The sequence below is a fragment of the Kitasatospora phosalacinea genome, from assembly GCF_000716545.1.
GTDB classification, from domain to species: domain Bacteria; phylum Actinomycetota; class Actinomycetes; order Streptomycetales; family Streptomycetaceae; genus Kitasatospora; species Kitasatospora phosalacinea.
The window spans coordinates 101,473-117,538 of sequence record NZ_JNWZ01000021.1 but is presented as its reverse complement, the minus strand read 5'-3'; the positions used below and the strand labels follow the sequence as shown (position 1 = coordinate 117,538).

The following is a 16,066-nucleotide window of genomic DNA, read 5'->3' as shown; positions in this document are numbered from 1 at the left end:
TGTCTCAGCTCTGGTCGCCGTAGTAGGCCCAGGTCATCAGCTGCTGCATGTCGTGCAGCATCGGCATCCGGGGGTTGGCGGGCGCGCACTGGTCCTCGTAGGCGTTCATCGCCTGCTGCGGCAGCGCCGCCAGGAAGGCCGCCTCGTCCACCCCGGCGTCCTTGAACGAGCGCGGGATGCCGACCTTCTCGCGCAGTTCCTCGACCGCCGCGGCCAGCGACTCCACGCCCTGTTCGGGGGTGTCGGCGGGCAGGCCGAGCGTCCGGGCGATCTGCCGGTAGCGCTCCGGCGCCACGTAGGCGCGGTACTTCGGCCAGCTGGTCACCTTGGTCGGCGCCGCCCCGTTGTACCGGATCACGTGCGGCAGCAGCAGCGCGTTGGTGCGCCCGTGCGCGACGTGGAAGGTCGCGCCCAGGGTGTGCGCCATGGCGTGCACCACGCCCAGGAAGGCCGAGCCGAACGCCATGCCCGCGATGGTGCCGGCGTTGTGCATCCTCTCCCGGGCCGCCGGGTCGCCGGGCCCGTCGGTGACGGCCCGTTCCAGGTTCTCGAAGACCAGCCGGACGCCCTGTAGCGCCAGGCCGTCGGTGAAGTCGTTGGCGTACACCGACACGTACGTCTCGATGCAGTGCGTCAGCGCGTCGAAGCCGGAGTCGGCGGTGACGTCCTTGGGCAGGCGGGTGGTGAGCGCCGGGTCGATGATGGCCACGCTGGGGGTGAGCGCGTAGTCGGCGAGCGGGTACTTCTGGCCGGTGGCGGTGTCGGTGATCACCGCGAACGGGGTGACCTCGCTGCCGGTGCCCGAGGTGGTGGGTATGCACACCAGCTTGGCCTTCTCGCCCAGGTCCGGGAAGGTGAAGGCGCGCTTGCGGATGTCGAAGAACTTCTCCTTCAGGTCCGCGAACTCGACCTCCGGGTGCTCGTACAGCAGCCACATCACCTTCGCCGCGTCCATCGGCGAACCGCCGCCCAGCGCCACGATGGTGTCGGGCTCGAACGCGCGCATCAGCTCCGCGCCCCGGCGCACCGTGTCGATGCTCGGGTTCGGCTCGACGTCGTCGACGACCCGCACCTCGACCGGCTCGCGGCGCCGGTCCAGCACGGTGCGGATCCGCTCCAGGTGGCCGATCTCCACCATGGTCCGGTCCGTGACGACCACGACCTTGCGGGCCTTCGGCATGCTGGTCAGGTACGTGATGGAGTTGCGCTCGAAGTAGATCTTCGGCGGGACCTTGAACCACTGCATGTTGGTGTTGCGCCGCCCGATCCGCTTGATGTTGACCAGGTTCAGCGCCGAGACGTTGCCCGACACCGAGTTGTGGCCGTAGCTGCCGCAGCCCAGCGTCAGCGAGGGCATGAAGGCGTTGTAGACGTCGCCGATACCGCCCTGCGAGCTCGGCGCGTTCCAGATGATCCGGCAGGCCCTCACCGCCGTGCCGAACTCCTCGGCGAACGCCGCGTCCTCGGTGTGCACCGCCGCCGAGTGGCCCAGACCGTTGAACTCCACCATCCGCTGCGCCAGTTCCACGCCCCGCGCCCGGCTGTCCGCCCGCAGCACCGCCAGCACCGGGCAGAGCTTCTCCCGGGTCAGCGGCTCGGCCTCGCCGACCCCGCCGACCTCCGCCAGGATCACCGAGGTGTCCTCCGGCACCTTGAAGCCCGCCGCCCGTGCGATCGCCGGCGCCGACTGCCCGACCACCTCGGCGTTCAGCTTCGCGCCCGCGCAGTCGGTGCCCGCGCCGACCCCGAAGAGGTGCCGCTCCAGCTTGGCCTTCTCCTCGGGCGTCGCCAGGTGCGCCTTCAGCCTGCGGAACTCGGCGATCGCCGCGTCGTACAGCTCGGTGTCCAGGATCACCGCCTGCTCGGAGGCGCAGATCATGCCGTTGTCGAAGGACTTCGACAGCACGATGTCGTTCACCGCGCGCTCGACGTCCGCACTCCTCTCCACGTACGCCGGCACGTTGCCCGCGCCCACGCCCAGCGCGGGCTTCCCGCACGAGTACGCGGCCTTGACCATCGCGTTGCCGCCGGTGGCCAGGATCGTGGCGACGCCGGGGTGGTTCATCAGCGCGCCGGTCGCCGCCATCGACGGGTGCTCGATCCACTGCACGCAGTGCGCCGGGGCGCCCGCCGCGACCGCCGCGTCCCGCACGATCCGGGCCGCCTCGGCCGAGCAGCGCTGCGCCGCCGGGTGGAAGGCGAAGACGATCGGGTTGCGGGTCTTGAGCGCGAGCAGCGCCTTGAAGATCGTGGTGGAGGTCGGGTTGGTCACCGGCGTGACGCCCGCGACCACGCCCACCGGCTCGGCGATCTCCACGATCCCGTCGATCTCGTCCCGGCGCACCACCCCCACGGTCTTCGTCCGGCCCATCACGTGGGTGACGTTCTCGCAGGCGAAGACGTTCTTCACCGCCTTGTCCTCGAACAGGCCGCGGCCGGTCTCCTCGACCGCGAGGACGGCCAGGCCGGTGTGCTGGGCCAGCGCCGCCAGCGACGCCTTCTTGACGATGTGGTCGACCTGCTCCTGGGTGAAGGAGGCGTACTCCTCCAGGGCGGTGAGCCCTCGGGAGACCAACTCGTCGACGGCGGCCGCCGCGTCGGCGGGAGCCGCCGCCGGAGGAGCGCTCGCGGGGGCCGGTTCGCTGTCGGTCTGCGGGCGGCGTGCCATGCTGACCACCTTTCGGATCGTCGTCCGGGATCAGGCGCCTTCGCGGGTCGCTCGCGCCTTCGTTCCTCAGCCTTCCGCGCCCGTTCCTCCCGGGGATGCGCCGGATGGGGTACCCCGCCCGGCCGAAGGTCCCGGGCGCCCGGCGCACCCGGGACCTTCGGCCGGGCGGCGCGCGGGCGGCCGGGACCGCGCGGGCCCCGGCCGCGGCCGCCGTCCGGTTCAGTCGTGCGGGACGACCGCCACCGGGCCGTGGGCGTGGTGGATGACCGCGTGCGCCACCGGCCCCGGCTTCGGCGCGGCCATCGGGTGCGCGGGCGCGCGCCGGCCCAGGACCAGCAGGTCCGCGCCGCGCGACGCCTCCAGCAGGGTCCGGGCCGCGCCCCGGCCGGAGACCTCCGCCTCGGTGCGCACCTCGGGGAACTTCCCCCGCCAGTGGGCCAGCGCGTCCCGCAGGCGCACCGTCCTGGACTCCACCAGGGACCGGCGGATCTCCTCCGGGCCGACCGGCGCGTCGGTCCGCAGCGGCGCGTCCGGTTCGACCCGGCCCTCCAGCGCCCGCAACGGGGCTCCGCGCCGCGCGGCCTCCTCGAAGGCGAACTCCAGGACGGCGTCCGACTGCCGCTCGCCCCGCAGACCCACCACCACCCCGCCGCTCCCGCCGTCCGGGCCGGCGGCGCCCACCGGGACCAGGACGACGGGGCACCGCGCCTCCCCCGCGGCGCGCAGTGCGACGGACCCCAGGAGCCGCCCGGTGACCACGCCCGGCCCCGTGGAGCCGAGCACCAGCAGCCCCGCCCGCTCCCCGGCGGCGACCAGCGTGGACCACGGGTGTCCGGGGACCGCCTCGCAGGAGACGTCCAACTGCGGCAGCGCGTGCGCGAACTCCGCCCGGAGCGCCACCGCGAAGTCCGGCAGCCGCTCTCCGGCCGCCTCCGGGTGCGGCAGGCCGCCCCCCTCTGGCACCACGTGCACCAGCCGCAGGGGGACGCGGCGCCGCAGGGCGTCGGACGCCGCCCAGCGGGCCGCCGCGGCGCTCTCGGCGGACCCGTCGACACCGACGACCACGACGGAAACGGAATCGGACATGGTGCGACCTCCAGGGGTCGGGGTTCGTCCGGGCACCCGTGCGCCCGGCTCGTCCCCGGCAGGTTCGCCCCGGGCCGGGCCCCGGGGCATGGGCCGGGCAGTACCCGGCGGGCGCCGAAGGTCCTCGCTCGGCCCGCCACCGGTCGCCCTTCCACCGCACGGCGGATTCGGCGCGGAAGGGCCCTGGTGCCGCACCCGCTCGAAGCGGGTGCGGCACCAGGGCCCTTCCTTCCGTCGCGGCCGTCACCGCGCGGGCGTGATGAGGCCGTAGTGGCCGTCGTAGCGGTGGTACAGGACGTTGCCGCGGCCGCCGGCGCCGTCGGTGAAGAAGACGAACGGCAGACCGGTCAGGTCGAGCCGCCGGACCGCTTCGGCGACGGTCAGTTCGGGCGCGGCGTGGTGGCTCACCGGGATGTCCGGTTCGGCCTGCGGCGCTGCTCCGGCGGTGGCGATCCGGTACGTCCCCGCCGCCCCGTCGTGGTGGACGACGCTGTCGCAGCCGGTCGTCGCGTCGGTGTAGAGGTGGAAGTCGTAGTCCATCGCCTCCATCTCCAGCACCGCTTCCCACGTGGTGCGCCGCGCCAGACCGTAGGACTTGTGCCGCACGACGCGGCGGTCCTCGCCGTCCAACTCGCGGCGCTGCGGCCGGTGTTCTTGCCCGGCGGCGGTCCGTTCGGCGATCCGGCCGTGACCGCGCCGACCGCGCAGCCGGGCGATCCTGGCCCGGAGCCGCTCGTGCAGGAGGTCGACGGCCTCCTGCATGGTGGCGGCGGCCACGTGGGCGCGCACGGGGCGGCCGTTCAGGTCGACCGTGGCCTGGGCGATCGACGGCTTGGCGACCGCGTGGTGGGGCTCCTGGGTGAGCTTCACCCGGACGGCGAGGACCGGCTCGTCGAGCCGGGCGAGGACGGCGAGCAGCTTCGTCCGGGCGTAGTCGGGCGCGGCGAGGGTGACCTCGCCGCGGGTCGTCACCGCGATCTCGGTGTCGGGTCGGGTCCGCAGGCTCATGGCGGTGTCCTTCCTGGTGTGTCGGACGGTGGTGGGCGCCGCGACGGGGTTGCGGACGACCGGGCCCCGGGCTCCTCCGCCGGATGCGGGGGCCGGGGCGGGTGTCCGGCCGAACCGGTCGCCCACGGTGAAGATCCTCGGACCGGGGTCGGGGGTCGTCCCAGGGACCTGGGGCCCCGGTTCCGGCGCCGGCGGTCCCGGGCTCGTGTCCCGGTGGTCCCGGACCGCGGCCGCGCGGTTCGCCCGACGCCCGCTGCGCGGCGGGCCGGACGTCGTCCGTCGGGACGCCGGACGACGTCCGGCGGGCGGACGACGGGCACCGGTTCCGCTGCGGCCGGGACCTCCGGCCCTACCGGCGCGCCCCCGCGTGCGACAGACTCGTGCCGAACGTCGCCCGCACAGTCCGGTGCCGGGGCCAGGAGTGCGGAGAAGCGATGACCGACAGCGCACCGGAGAAGTCGACCGCGCCCGTCAGGGTGTTCCTCCTCGACGACCACGAGGTGGTCCGCCGGGGCGTGCACGACCTGCTGGACGCCGAGCCCGACCTGACCGTGATCGGCGAGGCCGCCACCGCCGAGCAGGCCGTCGCCCGCGTCCCCGCCCTGCGGCCCGACGTCGCGATCCTGGACATGCGGCTGCCGGACGGCGACGGCGTGACGGTCTGCCGCGAACTGCGCTCGCGCATGCCCGACCTCGCCTGCCTGATGCTCACCTCCTTCGACGACGAGGAGGCGCTGCTCGACTCGATCATGGCCGGGGCCGCCGGCTACGTCCTCAAGCAGATCAGCGGCACCGACCTGGTCTCCGCGGTGCGGACCGTGGCCTCCGGGCAGTCCATGCTCGACCCCGGCGAAGACGGTGAAGAACCACATCTCCCGGCTGCTCGCCAAGCTCGGCGTGGAGCGCCGGGTGCAGGCCGCCGTCATCGCCACCCAGACCCTGGCCGCCCAGGGCCACGAGGCCGGGCGTCCCGGGCGCTGAGCCGGTCGGCCGCCGCCCGGGGGCCATCGACCCCTCCCCCGCCGACGGGCGCCGCACGAGCATGGGGGCATGACACCCGACACCGTGGCGCAACTGGACGAGCGGCAGTGCCTGCGGCTGCTGGCCGGTGCCTCGGTCGGCCGACTGGTCCACTCGGTCGGCGCCCTGCCCGCCGCGCCGGCGGAACCTTCCCCCGGGAGGGGCGACCGCTCCTCCCGTGAGCGTGCCGCCTCCCGTGAGCGTGCCGCCACCCGGTTCAGCCCAGCGGCACCGACCACACCAGGGCGGTGCCACCGTCCGGCGGGCTCGCCAGCTCCAGCGTTCCGCCCAGGCCCTCCGCCCGCTCGGCGAGGTTGCGCAGGCCGCTGCGCCGGCCCTGCTCCGGGATGCCGACACCGTCGTCCCGCACGGTCAGCGCGACCCGCGAGCCCGTCGCCTGGAGGCCCACCTCGACCCGGCGGGCCTTCGCGTGCCGGGCCGCGTTGCTCAGCGCCTCCCCCAGCACCGCCACCACGTGGTCGGCGACCTGCGCCGGGACGTCGGTGTCGAGCAGTCCCTCCATGCTCAGCCGGGGCGCGAAGCCCAGCGACGGCTGGGCCTCCTCGACCACGCGCACCACCCGGGCCCGCAGACCCTGGCCCGCACCCTCCTCCCGCACCCGCAGACCGAAGATCGTCGACCGGATGATCTTGATGGTCTCGTCCAGGTCGCCGACCGCCCGCAGCACCCGTTCCGAAGCGCCGGGGTGGTCGATGAACCGGGCCGCGCTCTGCAGCGTCATCCCGGTCGCGAACAGCCGCTGGATCGCCAGGTCGTGCAGGTCGCGGGCGATCCGGTCGCGGTCCTCCAGCATCGCCAACTGCTCGGCGTCACGCCGGCGTTCGGCCAACTCCAGCGCGAGGGCCGCCTGACCGGCGAAGCCCTTCAGCGGGGCGATCTCCTCCTCGCTGAAGGGCTGCTCCCCCGATCGCCGGGCGAGCAGCAGCACGCCGCCCACCTGGCCGGTGGCCAGGCCCAGGGGCACCGCCACCGCGGGCCCGAGCCCCTCGAACCGGCGCGGGCCGGCGGCCAGCCGCGGGTCGGCGGACAGGTCGTCGGTCGCCGCCGGGGCGCCCTGGGCACACGCCTCGCCCGACAGCGATCCCTCCAACGGCACCACCAGACCCAGGCGCCCCGCCTCGTCCCCGCCGAGCGCGAGCTCCACCCGCACCGCATCGGCGCCGGGCACGGGGACGGAGACGTCCGCCAGCTCCGCCCTCGTGATCTCCCTCGCCCGCTGCGCGATCAGCCCGAGCACATCCGTGCGGGCGGAGCCGGACAGCAGGCCGCGGGTGATCTCGGCGCTGGCGCTCAACCAGCGCTGCTGGCGCTGCGCCTCCTCGTACAGGCGGGCGTTGTCGATCGCCACCCCGGCGGCCACCGCCAGGGTCGACAGCACCGACTCGTCGTCGGCGTCGAACTCCTCGCCGCCCCGCTTGTCGGTGAGGTAGAGGTTCCCGAAGACCTTGTCGCGCACCCGGACCGGCACGCCGAGGAAGGTCCGCATGGGCGGGTGGTTCGCCGGGAAACCGTATGACGCCCCGTGCGCCGACAGCTCCCCGAGCCGGAGCGCCTCGGGGTGGTGGATCAGCTCGCCCAGGATGCCCCGGCCGGTCGGGTAGGACCCGATCCGCGCGATCTCCTCCTCGGACAGGCCCACGGTGAGGAACTCGGACAGCGTCGTGCCGTCCGGGCCGATCACCCCGAGCGCCGCGTACCGGGCGTCCACCAGGATCGCGGCCGCCTCCACGATGCGCCGCAGCGCCTGGGTGAGGTCCAGCTCCCGCCCCACCGACAGCACGGCCTCCAGCAGGCTGTGCACCCGGTCCCGGGTGCCCCGGGCCGCGTCGATCCGGGCCTGGAGCTCCTCCAGCAGTTCGTCCAGCCGCAGTTGCGGAACCCGCGACCGCATCTCGTCCCCGCCCAAGGGAAACCTCCTCGCCCGTCCACCCGACCGGCCGATTCTCGCAGACCCCGGCAACGGAGCGGTCGGGCGATCCGCTCAGCGCCGGCCTCGTACGGCGTGAGCGGTGGACCGCGCCCGGCAGGGTGCCGGCCTCGCCGCCCGGACAGCCCAGCCCCGTCGCCGGCCCGGCCGGGCATCGTGGGGTGCCGGTTCGCCGCGTCCGCGCCCTCCTGGCGCGACGGCGGGGGTTTTCGACGGGAACCGGTCGGCGTCCGATCGGGACGGGAACGGATCAAGGGACGCTTGCGCTCCCCGTCGGAGGCGAAGGGATGCTCGCGAACAGCAAGCAGTTGCCAAGAGCGGGTCTTTTCAGGGCGGCCGCTGATCGGGTGACGGCGGAGTGGCCACGGGCGGGGAAGAACGGACAGGGCTCCCGAATCGCCAAGACCTGCGCCAGGCCCCGCATCCCGGCCCTGGCCGACATGGCGCACACCGGCGCCGGCAGCACGGTCGCCGTTCCCACCAGGCGCCCGCCCGGCAAGGAACCCACCGCCGGACAAAGGTCGTTGAACCGAGCCCATGCCCGGCTCCGCCACCCGGTCGAGCGCGGCGCCGCCACCCTCGAACGCCGGCGAATCTTCCAGCACGCACGCCGCAGCCCGAACTGGCCGACGTCGGCAGCCAAGGCGGTCCTCACCCTTGAGCTGCACCGCCGAAAAGGCTCAATGGGTTGAACGTCGCGTACTCCTCGACGGTGCCGGCGGTGCCCCGAGCGGGAGGCGTTCAGCAGAACCAGCCGTCCTGCACCCAGCCGTGCCGGTTGATGTCGCCGTAGGCGAAGCCGTACACCCAGCCGCTCTGGACGCGTTCGACCGTGAACGTCTGACCGGTGTACAGGGTGCCCGTCCAGGCGCCGCCCGGTGCGGTGCGGACGTACAGGTCCTGGGCGCAGACGGTCTCGCGGTGCCCGACGGTGCCGTTGGCCGCCGCGGCGGTGCCGGCCGCGGCCGTCGCCGCCGTCACGAGGACGCAGGCGCTCGCGGCGACGCGCAGGAGGGTGCGGGATGCAGTCACGGGGAGTTCTCCTTCGTCGGGTACGGGCCGGGGGGACGGTCGGTGCGCGCCGGGCGTCACCAGGAGCCGTACCCGCCCAGGCACTCGTTGCGGACGTAGCCCCAGTCGCCCTTGCCGAAGTCGAACGTCGCCGCCCAGCCGTTGTAGACCGGGTGCACACCCCTGGTGTGGCCGACCTTGTTGCCGTAGCCGAGCACCCGTACCAGCCCCACCGGCCCCGACGCGCTGTCGTAGTTGGCGTAGAAACTCGCACTCTGGCAGACGATGACGGCGTGTTCGGGCGGTACCACCGCCTCGCTGGTGCCGGCGGGCACGACGACGGCTGCCACGACGGCCATCCCCGTCAGCGCGCGTGCGATGGACATCCGCATGGTCGGCTCCTCTGGTCGGTGGGACTGCCTGGCGGGGCGAGCGAAGTGCTACGGCGGTACGGGGGCAGGACGATGCACGGACGGGCCGGGCCGGGGCGCGGCACGGGAGACCAGGATGACGTGTCCGGACCAAAAATGGGAGGGGGCGCCTCCTGAAGGATCCGACGCGCGGCCTCCGCCGCTGGCCTGTCAGGCCCACCGGCAACATCACCACGTCACATCCTCACTGTCAGTCGAGGATCGTCGCCGCCTGCCAGGCGCCTGGGCGCAGACCCGTCGCGTTCAGGAAGAAGAGCGAGAAGTTGGACGGGTCCGGGAACCCGAGTTCGCTCGCGCATCGCGCCGCGGTGACGCGGTCGTGGGCCAGCAGGCGCTTCGCCTCGAGCACGATCCGCTCCACGATGTACGCCTTCGCGGTACGCCCGGTGACCTGCTGCACGGCCCGGGTCAGGGTGCGCGGGGCGAATCCGAGCGTGGCCGCGTAGTGGCCGACGTCGTGGTGGGTCCGGAAGTGCGCCTCGACGCTCGAGCGGAACAGCTGGAACGTCGGGTTCGCCGAGTGCGCCCTGGAGTGCGGGGGCTCGACGCGGGTGATCAGTGCGGACAGCAGGATCGCGGGCAGCTCCGTCGACGGGTCGCCGGCCAGGGCGGCCGCCTCGAGGACGAGGTGCCTACGCGCCGCGTCGACGAACGGCCAGGCCCCGGCGGGCACCGGCCACCGGGCGACGAGATCGGGAGAGGCGACCAGCTCGCGCGTGCGGTGCGTCACCGGCGCGGTCGGGACGAAGAGCACCAGGTGTCCCGCGACGCGGGCGACGTCGTCCCAGCGGTGCACTGCGCCGGGCGGGATCCACACCGCGGTCCGCGCCGAGAGCGGGTGGGAGACGAAGTCGACCGTGACCTTGCCGTCCCCTTCGTCGACGAGAGCGAGGACGTGGAAGTCGGCTCGTTGCGTACCGCGGTCGTTGATGCCCCGGAGCCGTTCGAACGTCATCACCTCGACTGACGAGGCCCCGCGGTCGACGGGCTGGTAGGTCATGTGCCGGATGGTTGCCACGAGTCCAGTTTTCACCATCAGCCGTCCGATCGTGCCGATGTCCCCTTCCGCGCCCGACGGTCCAATGGAACCAACGAGAAACCAGCCGCAAGCGCGACCGAAGGATCCCCGCATGACCAGCACGCAGCACCCTTCCCTGCCCGCATACGACCATCGCAGGGGTACGGGTCCGACCCTGGTCTTCCTGCACTACTGGGGCGGATCCGCCCGCACCTGGGACCTGGTCGTGGACCGCCTGCCGGGCCGCGACACGCTCGCGGTCGACTTCCGCGGGTGGAGCCGTTCGAACACGCTCCCCGGTCCCTACACGCTCCGCCAACTCGCCGATGACACCGTCGCCGTCCTCGCCGACGCCGGAATCGACGACCACGTCCTCGTCGGGCACTCCATGGGCGGCAAGGTGGCGCAGCTCGTCGCCGCGACGCGACCCGCCCGTCTGCGGCGGGTGGTCCTCGTCGGATCAGGGCCGGCCAGGCCGGCCGCGGGGATCACCGCCGAGTACCGCGAGTTCCTCTCCCACGCCTACGACACCGAAGAGTCCGTCGCCGGCGCGAGGGACACCGTCCTGACCGCCACCGACCTGCCGACGCAAGTCAAAGCACAGATCGGCGCGGACTCCCGGGCCGGCGCCGAGGCGGCGCGCACGGAATGGCCGCTGCGCGGCATCGCCGAGGACATCACCGAACACGCCCGCATGATCAGCGTCCCGACCCTCGTCGTCGCCGGCGAGCACGACCGCGTCGAACCCGTCGACGTGCTGCGCCGCAACCTCCTCCCCTACCTCTCCGGAGCGCGGTTCACCGTGATCGCGAACACCGGGCACCTCATCCCGCTCGAAGCCCCCGACGCACTCGTCGACGCGATCACCGCGTTCGCACCGGCCGCCTGACCGGTGATCTGACCCAGGACGGTTCCCCGCCGAAGAAGTTGCACAGCGCGCAGCGGTGGCAGCGGCTCGGGCGCGACCGGCGGCGCGGCCGGTGCGGGGTCAGGCCCGCTGGACGGGCGCGCGTCGGGCTGTCGGCGGGGCGGGCGCGTCGGTGGCCGGTTCCAGGAACGGCGGGCGCTCGGCGGGCAGCGGGCGCCCGACAACCGGGAGGACCTGGTCGACGGCGGGCTCCTCGTCCGCGTCCGCCTCGGCCGGCACGACTGCCCCAGAGCCCTCCAGTACAAGATCGACGAGAACTGCCCCTGACCGCCGGCCGCGACGGCGCCCCCGCCTCCCCGACGGCCCCCGCCGAAGACGACGGGGACCGCACCCGCACCGGCACGCCGTCCACCTCTCCGGCCGGGTGGTCCGTCAGCGGGTGCCGGGGTGGGCGGTGGCGTCGCGCAGCGCGTCGGCCAGGCCGGTCAGGTCCCGCAGCACCCGTTCCAGCGCGGTGATGTGACGGCGCAGCGCTTCGGGGACGTGGCGGCGCTCCCAGGCGGTGGTGCCGAGCGTCGGCGAGGTGTCGGCCCAGGTGCGTTCGAGGTCGCGGGCGGCCTTGGCGAGGTCGGTCAGGGCTGCTCCGGTGGCTCCGAGGGCGGAGGGGAGCGGCCGGCCGGGGCGGAAGGCGGGGTCGGCGCGGTCGAGGTGGTGCTGGACGACGGCGGTCAGGGTGGCATCGACGTGGGCCAGGCGCAGCAGGCGCTGGATCCAGACGGTGCCGTCGGAGCCCGGGACGGCGGGGGTGTCGGGTTCGGCGGTCAGGGTGGGGTGGATAGCGGCGGCGGCGTCGATCTCGTCCTGGTCGGGGATCCACAGCCGTCCGGTGCGGGCGCGGGCGAGGTCGAGCTCGCCGGGCGGCCTCGGGTTGGTGTACAGGGCGGTGGAGGCTCGGGCGATGGCAGCCCGGGCGTTGTCGACGGCCTGCCTCCAACGGGGCGGGCCGCCGTCACGGTAGGGGCCGGAACGCACCGCGCGCACCGCGTCACCCACCTGCAGCGGCGCCGGGCGCTCGGGGTCCCGGGTGAACTCGCGGGCGTCCGCGGCGATGTGGTGGGCGAGCACGGTGTCGGCGCGGGCCTGCACGTCGAGCCCGCCTTCGCGCAGGTCCGCCCAGGTGCCGGCCGGGGCGTCCGGAAGCGGCTCGGCGAACAGCGACCGCTTGGTGCGCAGCACCCGCTGGGCGTCGGCGAGGGGCACGTCGTCGACCAGGACGTCGGCGATGCGGGCGGCCTGCCAGATCGCCAGCGCCACCAGCAGCCCGGTCGGCAGCGCCACCTTCGCCGTCCACTGCCTCACCGCGGCCGGGTCCTCCTGGGCGGCGTCCCGTTGCTCGGGGTCTTCGGGGCTGCGGCCCAGGGCCCGGTAGGTCAGCGCCCCGGCCGCGGGCAGGGCACGCCGCCACGCGGTGCGGGCGTAGGCTCGCCGATGGGCAGCTTCCCAAGCCTCCTGGGCGTCCTGACCGGTCACCGCGTCTCCTCCCCCACTCTGACTCTCCGGGTGGTCGGGCACGCTCCCGGAGCTGAACTCCGGAACTCCTCCCTGGTCTTCCACCGGTCGGTGAGCTCCTGCTTCCAGCCCTCGGGCGGCGGCCACGGCACACCCCACTGCGCGAGCTGCGCCCGGGTCCAGCCACCGGCGGGAGTACGGGCGGCTCCGCTCTCTTCGGAGGAAGGGCAGGAGGAAGGAGTCACCACGCTGATGATGCCGCACCAGCCCGGGCCACGTCCGCGATCGGCCTGAGCGGACAGCCGGAGTCGGGCTCGGAAGTCGACGGGGCGCCGCTCGGCTGCGCGGGGACGGGGACGCGGGCGCGCGGATCGGCGTGGACGGTCTTGCCGTCCGTCTGACCGTGAACCGCTGTCTCAGCGGGGGGAATGCGAGTGCGCAGGTGTTCTGTCGTCACCTGAACGCGTGGCAGGACGGTATCCGGGCCGGTCGGCGGCCATGGGCGTGCTGGGCTGGTCCCGCGCGCGGCGGCTCTCCCCCGCGCGGGGCCGGGGGCCGTCACCGGGCCGGAACCGGGTGACGGACGACGCAGTGGCCTCCCGTGTGTGTGCCCCGGGATGTCCGCGCGCCCCGGATGTGCCGCCACGGGGAGGCGGCGGCACATCCGACAGGCGGGCCGCCGGCTCAGGCCGGTGTCAGCTGCCATTGCTGGTTGGCGCCGTTGTTGGCGGTCCACTGCACGACGGCGGCTCCGTCGTTCGTCGACTGGCCGTACACATCGGCCGCCAGGCCGCTGTCGTGGCTGACGATGGTGTAGTAGCCGTCACCGGTGGGCCGCAGGTACCACTGCTGGTTGGTGCCGCCGGTGGCCGTCCACTGCTGGAGCTGGAGCCCGGCGGTCGAGGAGAAGCCGTTGACGTCGAGCACCTTGCCGGTGGGGTTGTAGCGCAGGGTGAAGGCGCTGCCCGAGGCGCTGAGGGTCCAGGTCCCGCCGCCGGTCTGCTGGACGGCCTTGGCGCCGTCGGCGGTGGAGTTGCCGGCGACGGCCAGCGGCTTGCCGCTGTTGCGGTTGACGATCCGGTAGGTGCCCGGCGCGGGGCTCGTGGAGCTGCCCAGGGTGAAGTACTCGACCGCGTCGCTGAACACGGTCGCCCCGGCTTTGCTGGTGGACAGGACGAGGTAGACCCGTGAGCCGCTGGACGGCGCGGTGAACGACACGGTCTGCGTCGCCTTCGAGCCGAGCGGGACGGTGAGGGTGGTGTTCCCTGAGGCGATCACCGGGCCGGTGGCGCTGTCGAGGCGGGCGCTCCAGGCGAAGCCCACGGCAGTGCCGGTGAAGTCGTCGTTGAACACCGAGATCGTACGGTTCACGGTGCTGTTGGCGGCGTATCCAGGGACCGCCTGAGGCAGGGGGAAGGTGCCGTTGGAGTCGGACGCACCGGAGGCCGACCAGTAGGGCAGGTCGATCGCGGCCACGGGGTTGAACGCGGCCTGGACGCGCTGGAACTGCGGGTTGCTCCACGGGTCGGAGAGGTTGTCGGCGCCATAGACGGGACGGCCGCCCTCTTCGGGGGTGAAGTCGGTGGTGCGGACGCCGGGTACGACGCCCGCCCAGGCGGACAGCAGGGTGTAGGGGCGCAAGTCGCTGGCGTCCTTGCCGCGCTTGGCCACCATCGTGGTGGCGAACCACTCGAAGCCCTGCTTCGTGTTGCACGCCGGCCAGATGTACTCGCCCTCGCCGTCGGGCCGGCCGGGCACCGGCACGACCTTCTCGCCGTAGGCGCCGAAACCGTCCAAGTAGTGCCCGAAGACATCGAAGTTGGCGTACGTCATGGTGGGGTAGGGGTTGGCCGGAGCGCCGACCCACGCGTCGACGCTGACCGGCCGGGTTCCGTCGTTGCCGTTCATCGCCGCGTACAGGTCCTTCTCGAACTGCTCCGAGTCCATACCGCTGCTGCCGGGCTCGTTGCTCTGGCTCCAGCGGACGGTCGCCGGGTGGTTGCGGTCGCGCAGGGTCAGCGCGCGGGCGTGGTCGACCATGTTGTCGTGCCCGGCGACGAAGTCCTGAAGGCTGTTGGAGCCGCGGATGCCGGTCTCGTCGATGATCATCAGGCCCATCTCGTCGGCCACGTCGAGCATGTAGGGGCTGGCCGGCTCCTGGTGAATGCGGACCACGTTGTAGTTCAGCCGCTGGTAGTTGTCGACCGCCTGCGGCCAGCCGCCGTTGCCCGAGGAGGGCGCGAGGAAGCCGGGCAGGGTGTCGTAGGCGTCGCCCTTGCCGCCGTTGTTGATGCGGTCGAAGTCCGCGCCCTGGAGGTTGTCGCCGCGGAAGTTCACCCGCACGCCGTTGAGGTAGTAGTACTCGCCGTTCTGGCTGCTCTCCCGGAATCCGAAGCGGTAGGTCGCGTCGCTGGTACGGCCGTCGTCGGTCGCCGCGTGGACCGTCAGGCGGTGCAGTTGGGCGCGGTACCCCTGCCGGTAGGGGACGTTGGGCCACCAGTACGAGGAGGAGCCCAGGTTCCACGCCACCGGCCCGACCGTCACCTTGACGGTCGAGTGGGCGGCCACGGTCACCGTGCTGCTCGGCAGCGCCGGGTAGCTGAACGACGTGCCGTTGTCCGATGCGAGCGAACCGGTCAGCTTCACCGTCCGCGCGGCGCCGGAGGTGTTGGTCACCGACGCGTCGTAGGTGAGGGTCTGATCGGCCACGGACGTACGGACGAACGTGTCACTGACGTACACCGCCGGATACACGCGCAGGAACGCCGAACGGAAGATCCCCTGCGGTACGGCCTCGGCCCAGTCGGCCGCGTCGGGCACCAGGTACCTGCCGTTCGCGGGGTTCTTCAGGGCGCCCCTGCCCTTCACATCGACCGTGATGGTGTGCGTGGTACCCGGTGCCGCGTACGCGCTGATGTCGAAGTTCGACGGCGTGAAGGCGGTGGTCCTGGTCGCCACCGTCCGCCCGTCGACCGACAGGGTCGCCTGGTGGTTCACCGCGCCGAACTCGATCCACGTGGACTGCGGCTGCCCGGAGTCCGGCACGGTGACCGTGCGGGAGTACACCGCCTCGTTCACGTCGGTGAAGCCCTGCTTGTACCAGCCGCCGCCCGGCACGGTGATCGACGTCGCCGACCGGCCCGCCGGGGTGAAGCCCCACGTGCCGGCCAGGTCGACCGAGGCGATCGCGGCGTTGCCCGCGGTGAAGCCGTTGACGTCCGCCGCCGACGCGGCAGGGACGGCCGCCGTGGGCGCGGTGGGTCGCGGACCTGCCGCCGTGGCCGGGTGCACGCCCACTACGGCGGTGAGCAGCACCGCGGTGGTCGCCATCACCGGCGTGAAGCGTCGACGGCACCACAGCCGAATGGGTTGTCGCATGACGCGAGCTCCTTTGTTGAAGGGTGGGGGGATCACGCTGCTTTCTTCGTGCTGTTCGCGGTGCGACCGGGCCGAGGTGCGCGCCCGAGGCGGATGGGTCCGGATCTTCCGGGACTGCGGC

General features: G+C 73.4%; 12 protein-coding genes and 1 pseudogene. 3 read left to right on the top strand and 10 right to left on the bottom strand.

Annotation, left to right across the window (positions count from 1 at the left end; translation table 11 throughout):
* Positions 1–4 precede the first annotated feature (4 nt).
* From adhE to OO48_RS13320, 3 genes are all read right to left on the bottom strand, one after another.
* Positions 5–2,668, bottom strand: coding sequence for a bifunctional acetaldehyde-CoA/alcohol dehydrogenase (gene adhE, locus OO48_RS13330; RefSeq protein ID WP_033215533.1), 2,664 nt, complete (start codon positions 2,666–2,668; stop codon positions 5–7).
* 219 nt (positions 2,669–2,887) lie between these two features.
* On the bottom strand, positions 2,888–3,754 hold the full coding sequence (locus OO48_RS13325; protein WP_033215531.1) for a universal stress protein: 867 nt from the start codon (positions 3,752–3,754) through the stop codon (positions 2,888–2,890).
* A 243-nt stretch (positions 3,755–3,997) separates the two neighbouring features.
* Positions 3,998–4,762, bottom strand: a complete 765-nt coding sequence (locus OO48_RS13320; protein ID WP_033215623.1) for a ribosome hibernation promotion factor — start codon at positions 4,760–4,762, stop codon at positions 3,998–4,000.
* Between the two features lie 434 nt (positions 4,763–5,196).
* Here OO48_RS13320 and OO48_RS34385 point away from each other — a divergent pair.
* A pseudogene (locus tag OO48_RS34385) lies at positions 5,197–5,743 on the top strand (response regulator).
* Between the two features lie 256 nt (positions 5,744–5,999).
* On the opposite strand, the gene OO48_RS13310 reads toward OO48_RS34385, so the two are convergent.
* The gene (locus tag OO48_RS13310) at positions 6,000–7,694 is read right to left on the bottom strand and encodes a sensor histidine kinase (protein WP_033215622.1); all 1,695 of its coding nucleotides are present in this window, start codon (positions 7,692–7,694) and stop codon (positions 6,000–6,002) included.
* A gap of 323 nt (positions 7,695–8,017) precedes the next feature.
* Between OO48_RS13310 and OO48_RS38240 the strand changes: the two genes are divergently transcribed.
* Entirely contained in the window at positions 8,018–8,422 is a 405-nt protein-coding gene (locus OO48_RS38240; RefSeq protein ID WP_157845442.1) for a hypothetical protein, read from the top strand.
* Positions 8,423–8,471: 49 nt separating this feature from the next.
* Here the strand turns inward: OO48_RS38240 and OO48_RS13305 are convergent, their stop codons facing one another.
* The 3 genes from OO48_RS13305 to OO48_RS13295 form a co-directional block, all read right to left on the bottom strand.
* A complete protein-coding gene (locus OO48_RS13305) occupies positions 8,472–8,762 on the bottom strand; it encodes a hypothetical protein (RefSeq protein WP_209439470.1) in 291 nt (96 codons plus the stop codon).
* A 56-nt stretch (positions 8,763–8,818) separates the two neighbouring features.
* Positions 8,819–9,127 (bottom strand): hypothetical protein, encoded by a 309-nt coding sequence (locus tag OO48_RS13300; protein ID WP_209439469.1) that lies wholly within the window; start codon positions 9,125–9,127, stop codon positions 8,819–8,821.
* 235 nt (positions 9,128–9,362) lie between these two features.
* Positions 9,363–10,172 carry a helix-turn-helix domain-containing protein gene (locus OO48_RS13295; RefSeq protein ID WP_245194623.1) on the bottom strand — a complete coding sequence of 270 codons (810 nt, stop codon included), beginning with the start codon at positions 10,170–10,172 and terminating at the stop codon, positions 9,363–9,365.
* 130 nt (positions 10,173–10,302) lie between these two features.
* On the opposite strand from OO48_RS13295, the gene OO48_RS13290 reads away from it, so the two are divergent.
* A complete protein-coding gene (locus OO48_RS13290; RefSeq protein ID WP_033215525.1) occupies positions 10,303–11,079 on the top strand; it encodes an alpha/beta fold hydrolase in 777 nt (258 codons plus the stop codon).
* Positions 11,080–11,178: 99 nt separating this feature from the next.
* On the opposite strand, the gene OO48_RS38235 is transcribed toward OO48_RS13290, so the two are convergent.
* From OO48_RS38235 to OO48_RS36160, 3 genes are all read right to left on the bottom strand, one after another.
* Positions 11,179–11,337, bottom strand: a complete 159-nt coding sequence (locus tag OO48_RS38235) for a hypothetical protein (protein ID WP_157845441.1) — start codon at positions 11,335–11,337, stop codon at positions 11,179–11,181.
* A 153-nt stretch (positions 11,338–11,490) separates the two neighbouring features.
* Complete coding sequence (locus OO48_RS13285; RefSeq protein ID WP_033215523.1) at positions 11,491–12,588, bottom strand: hypothetical protein; 1,098 nt, start codon at positions 12,586–12,588, stop codon at positions 11,491–11,493.
* Positions 12,589–13,251: 663 nt separating this feature from the next.
* Positions 13,252–15,945 carry an RICIN domain-containing protein gene (locus tag OO48_RS36160; protein WP_081952089.1) on the bottom strand — a complete coding sequence of 898 codons (2,694 nt, stop codon included), beginning with the start codon at positions 15,943–15,945 and terminating at the stop codon, positions 13,252–13,254.
* Positions 15,946–16,066: the final 121 nt, after the last annotated feature.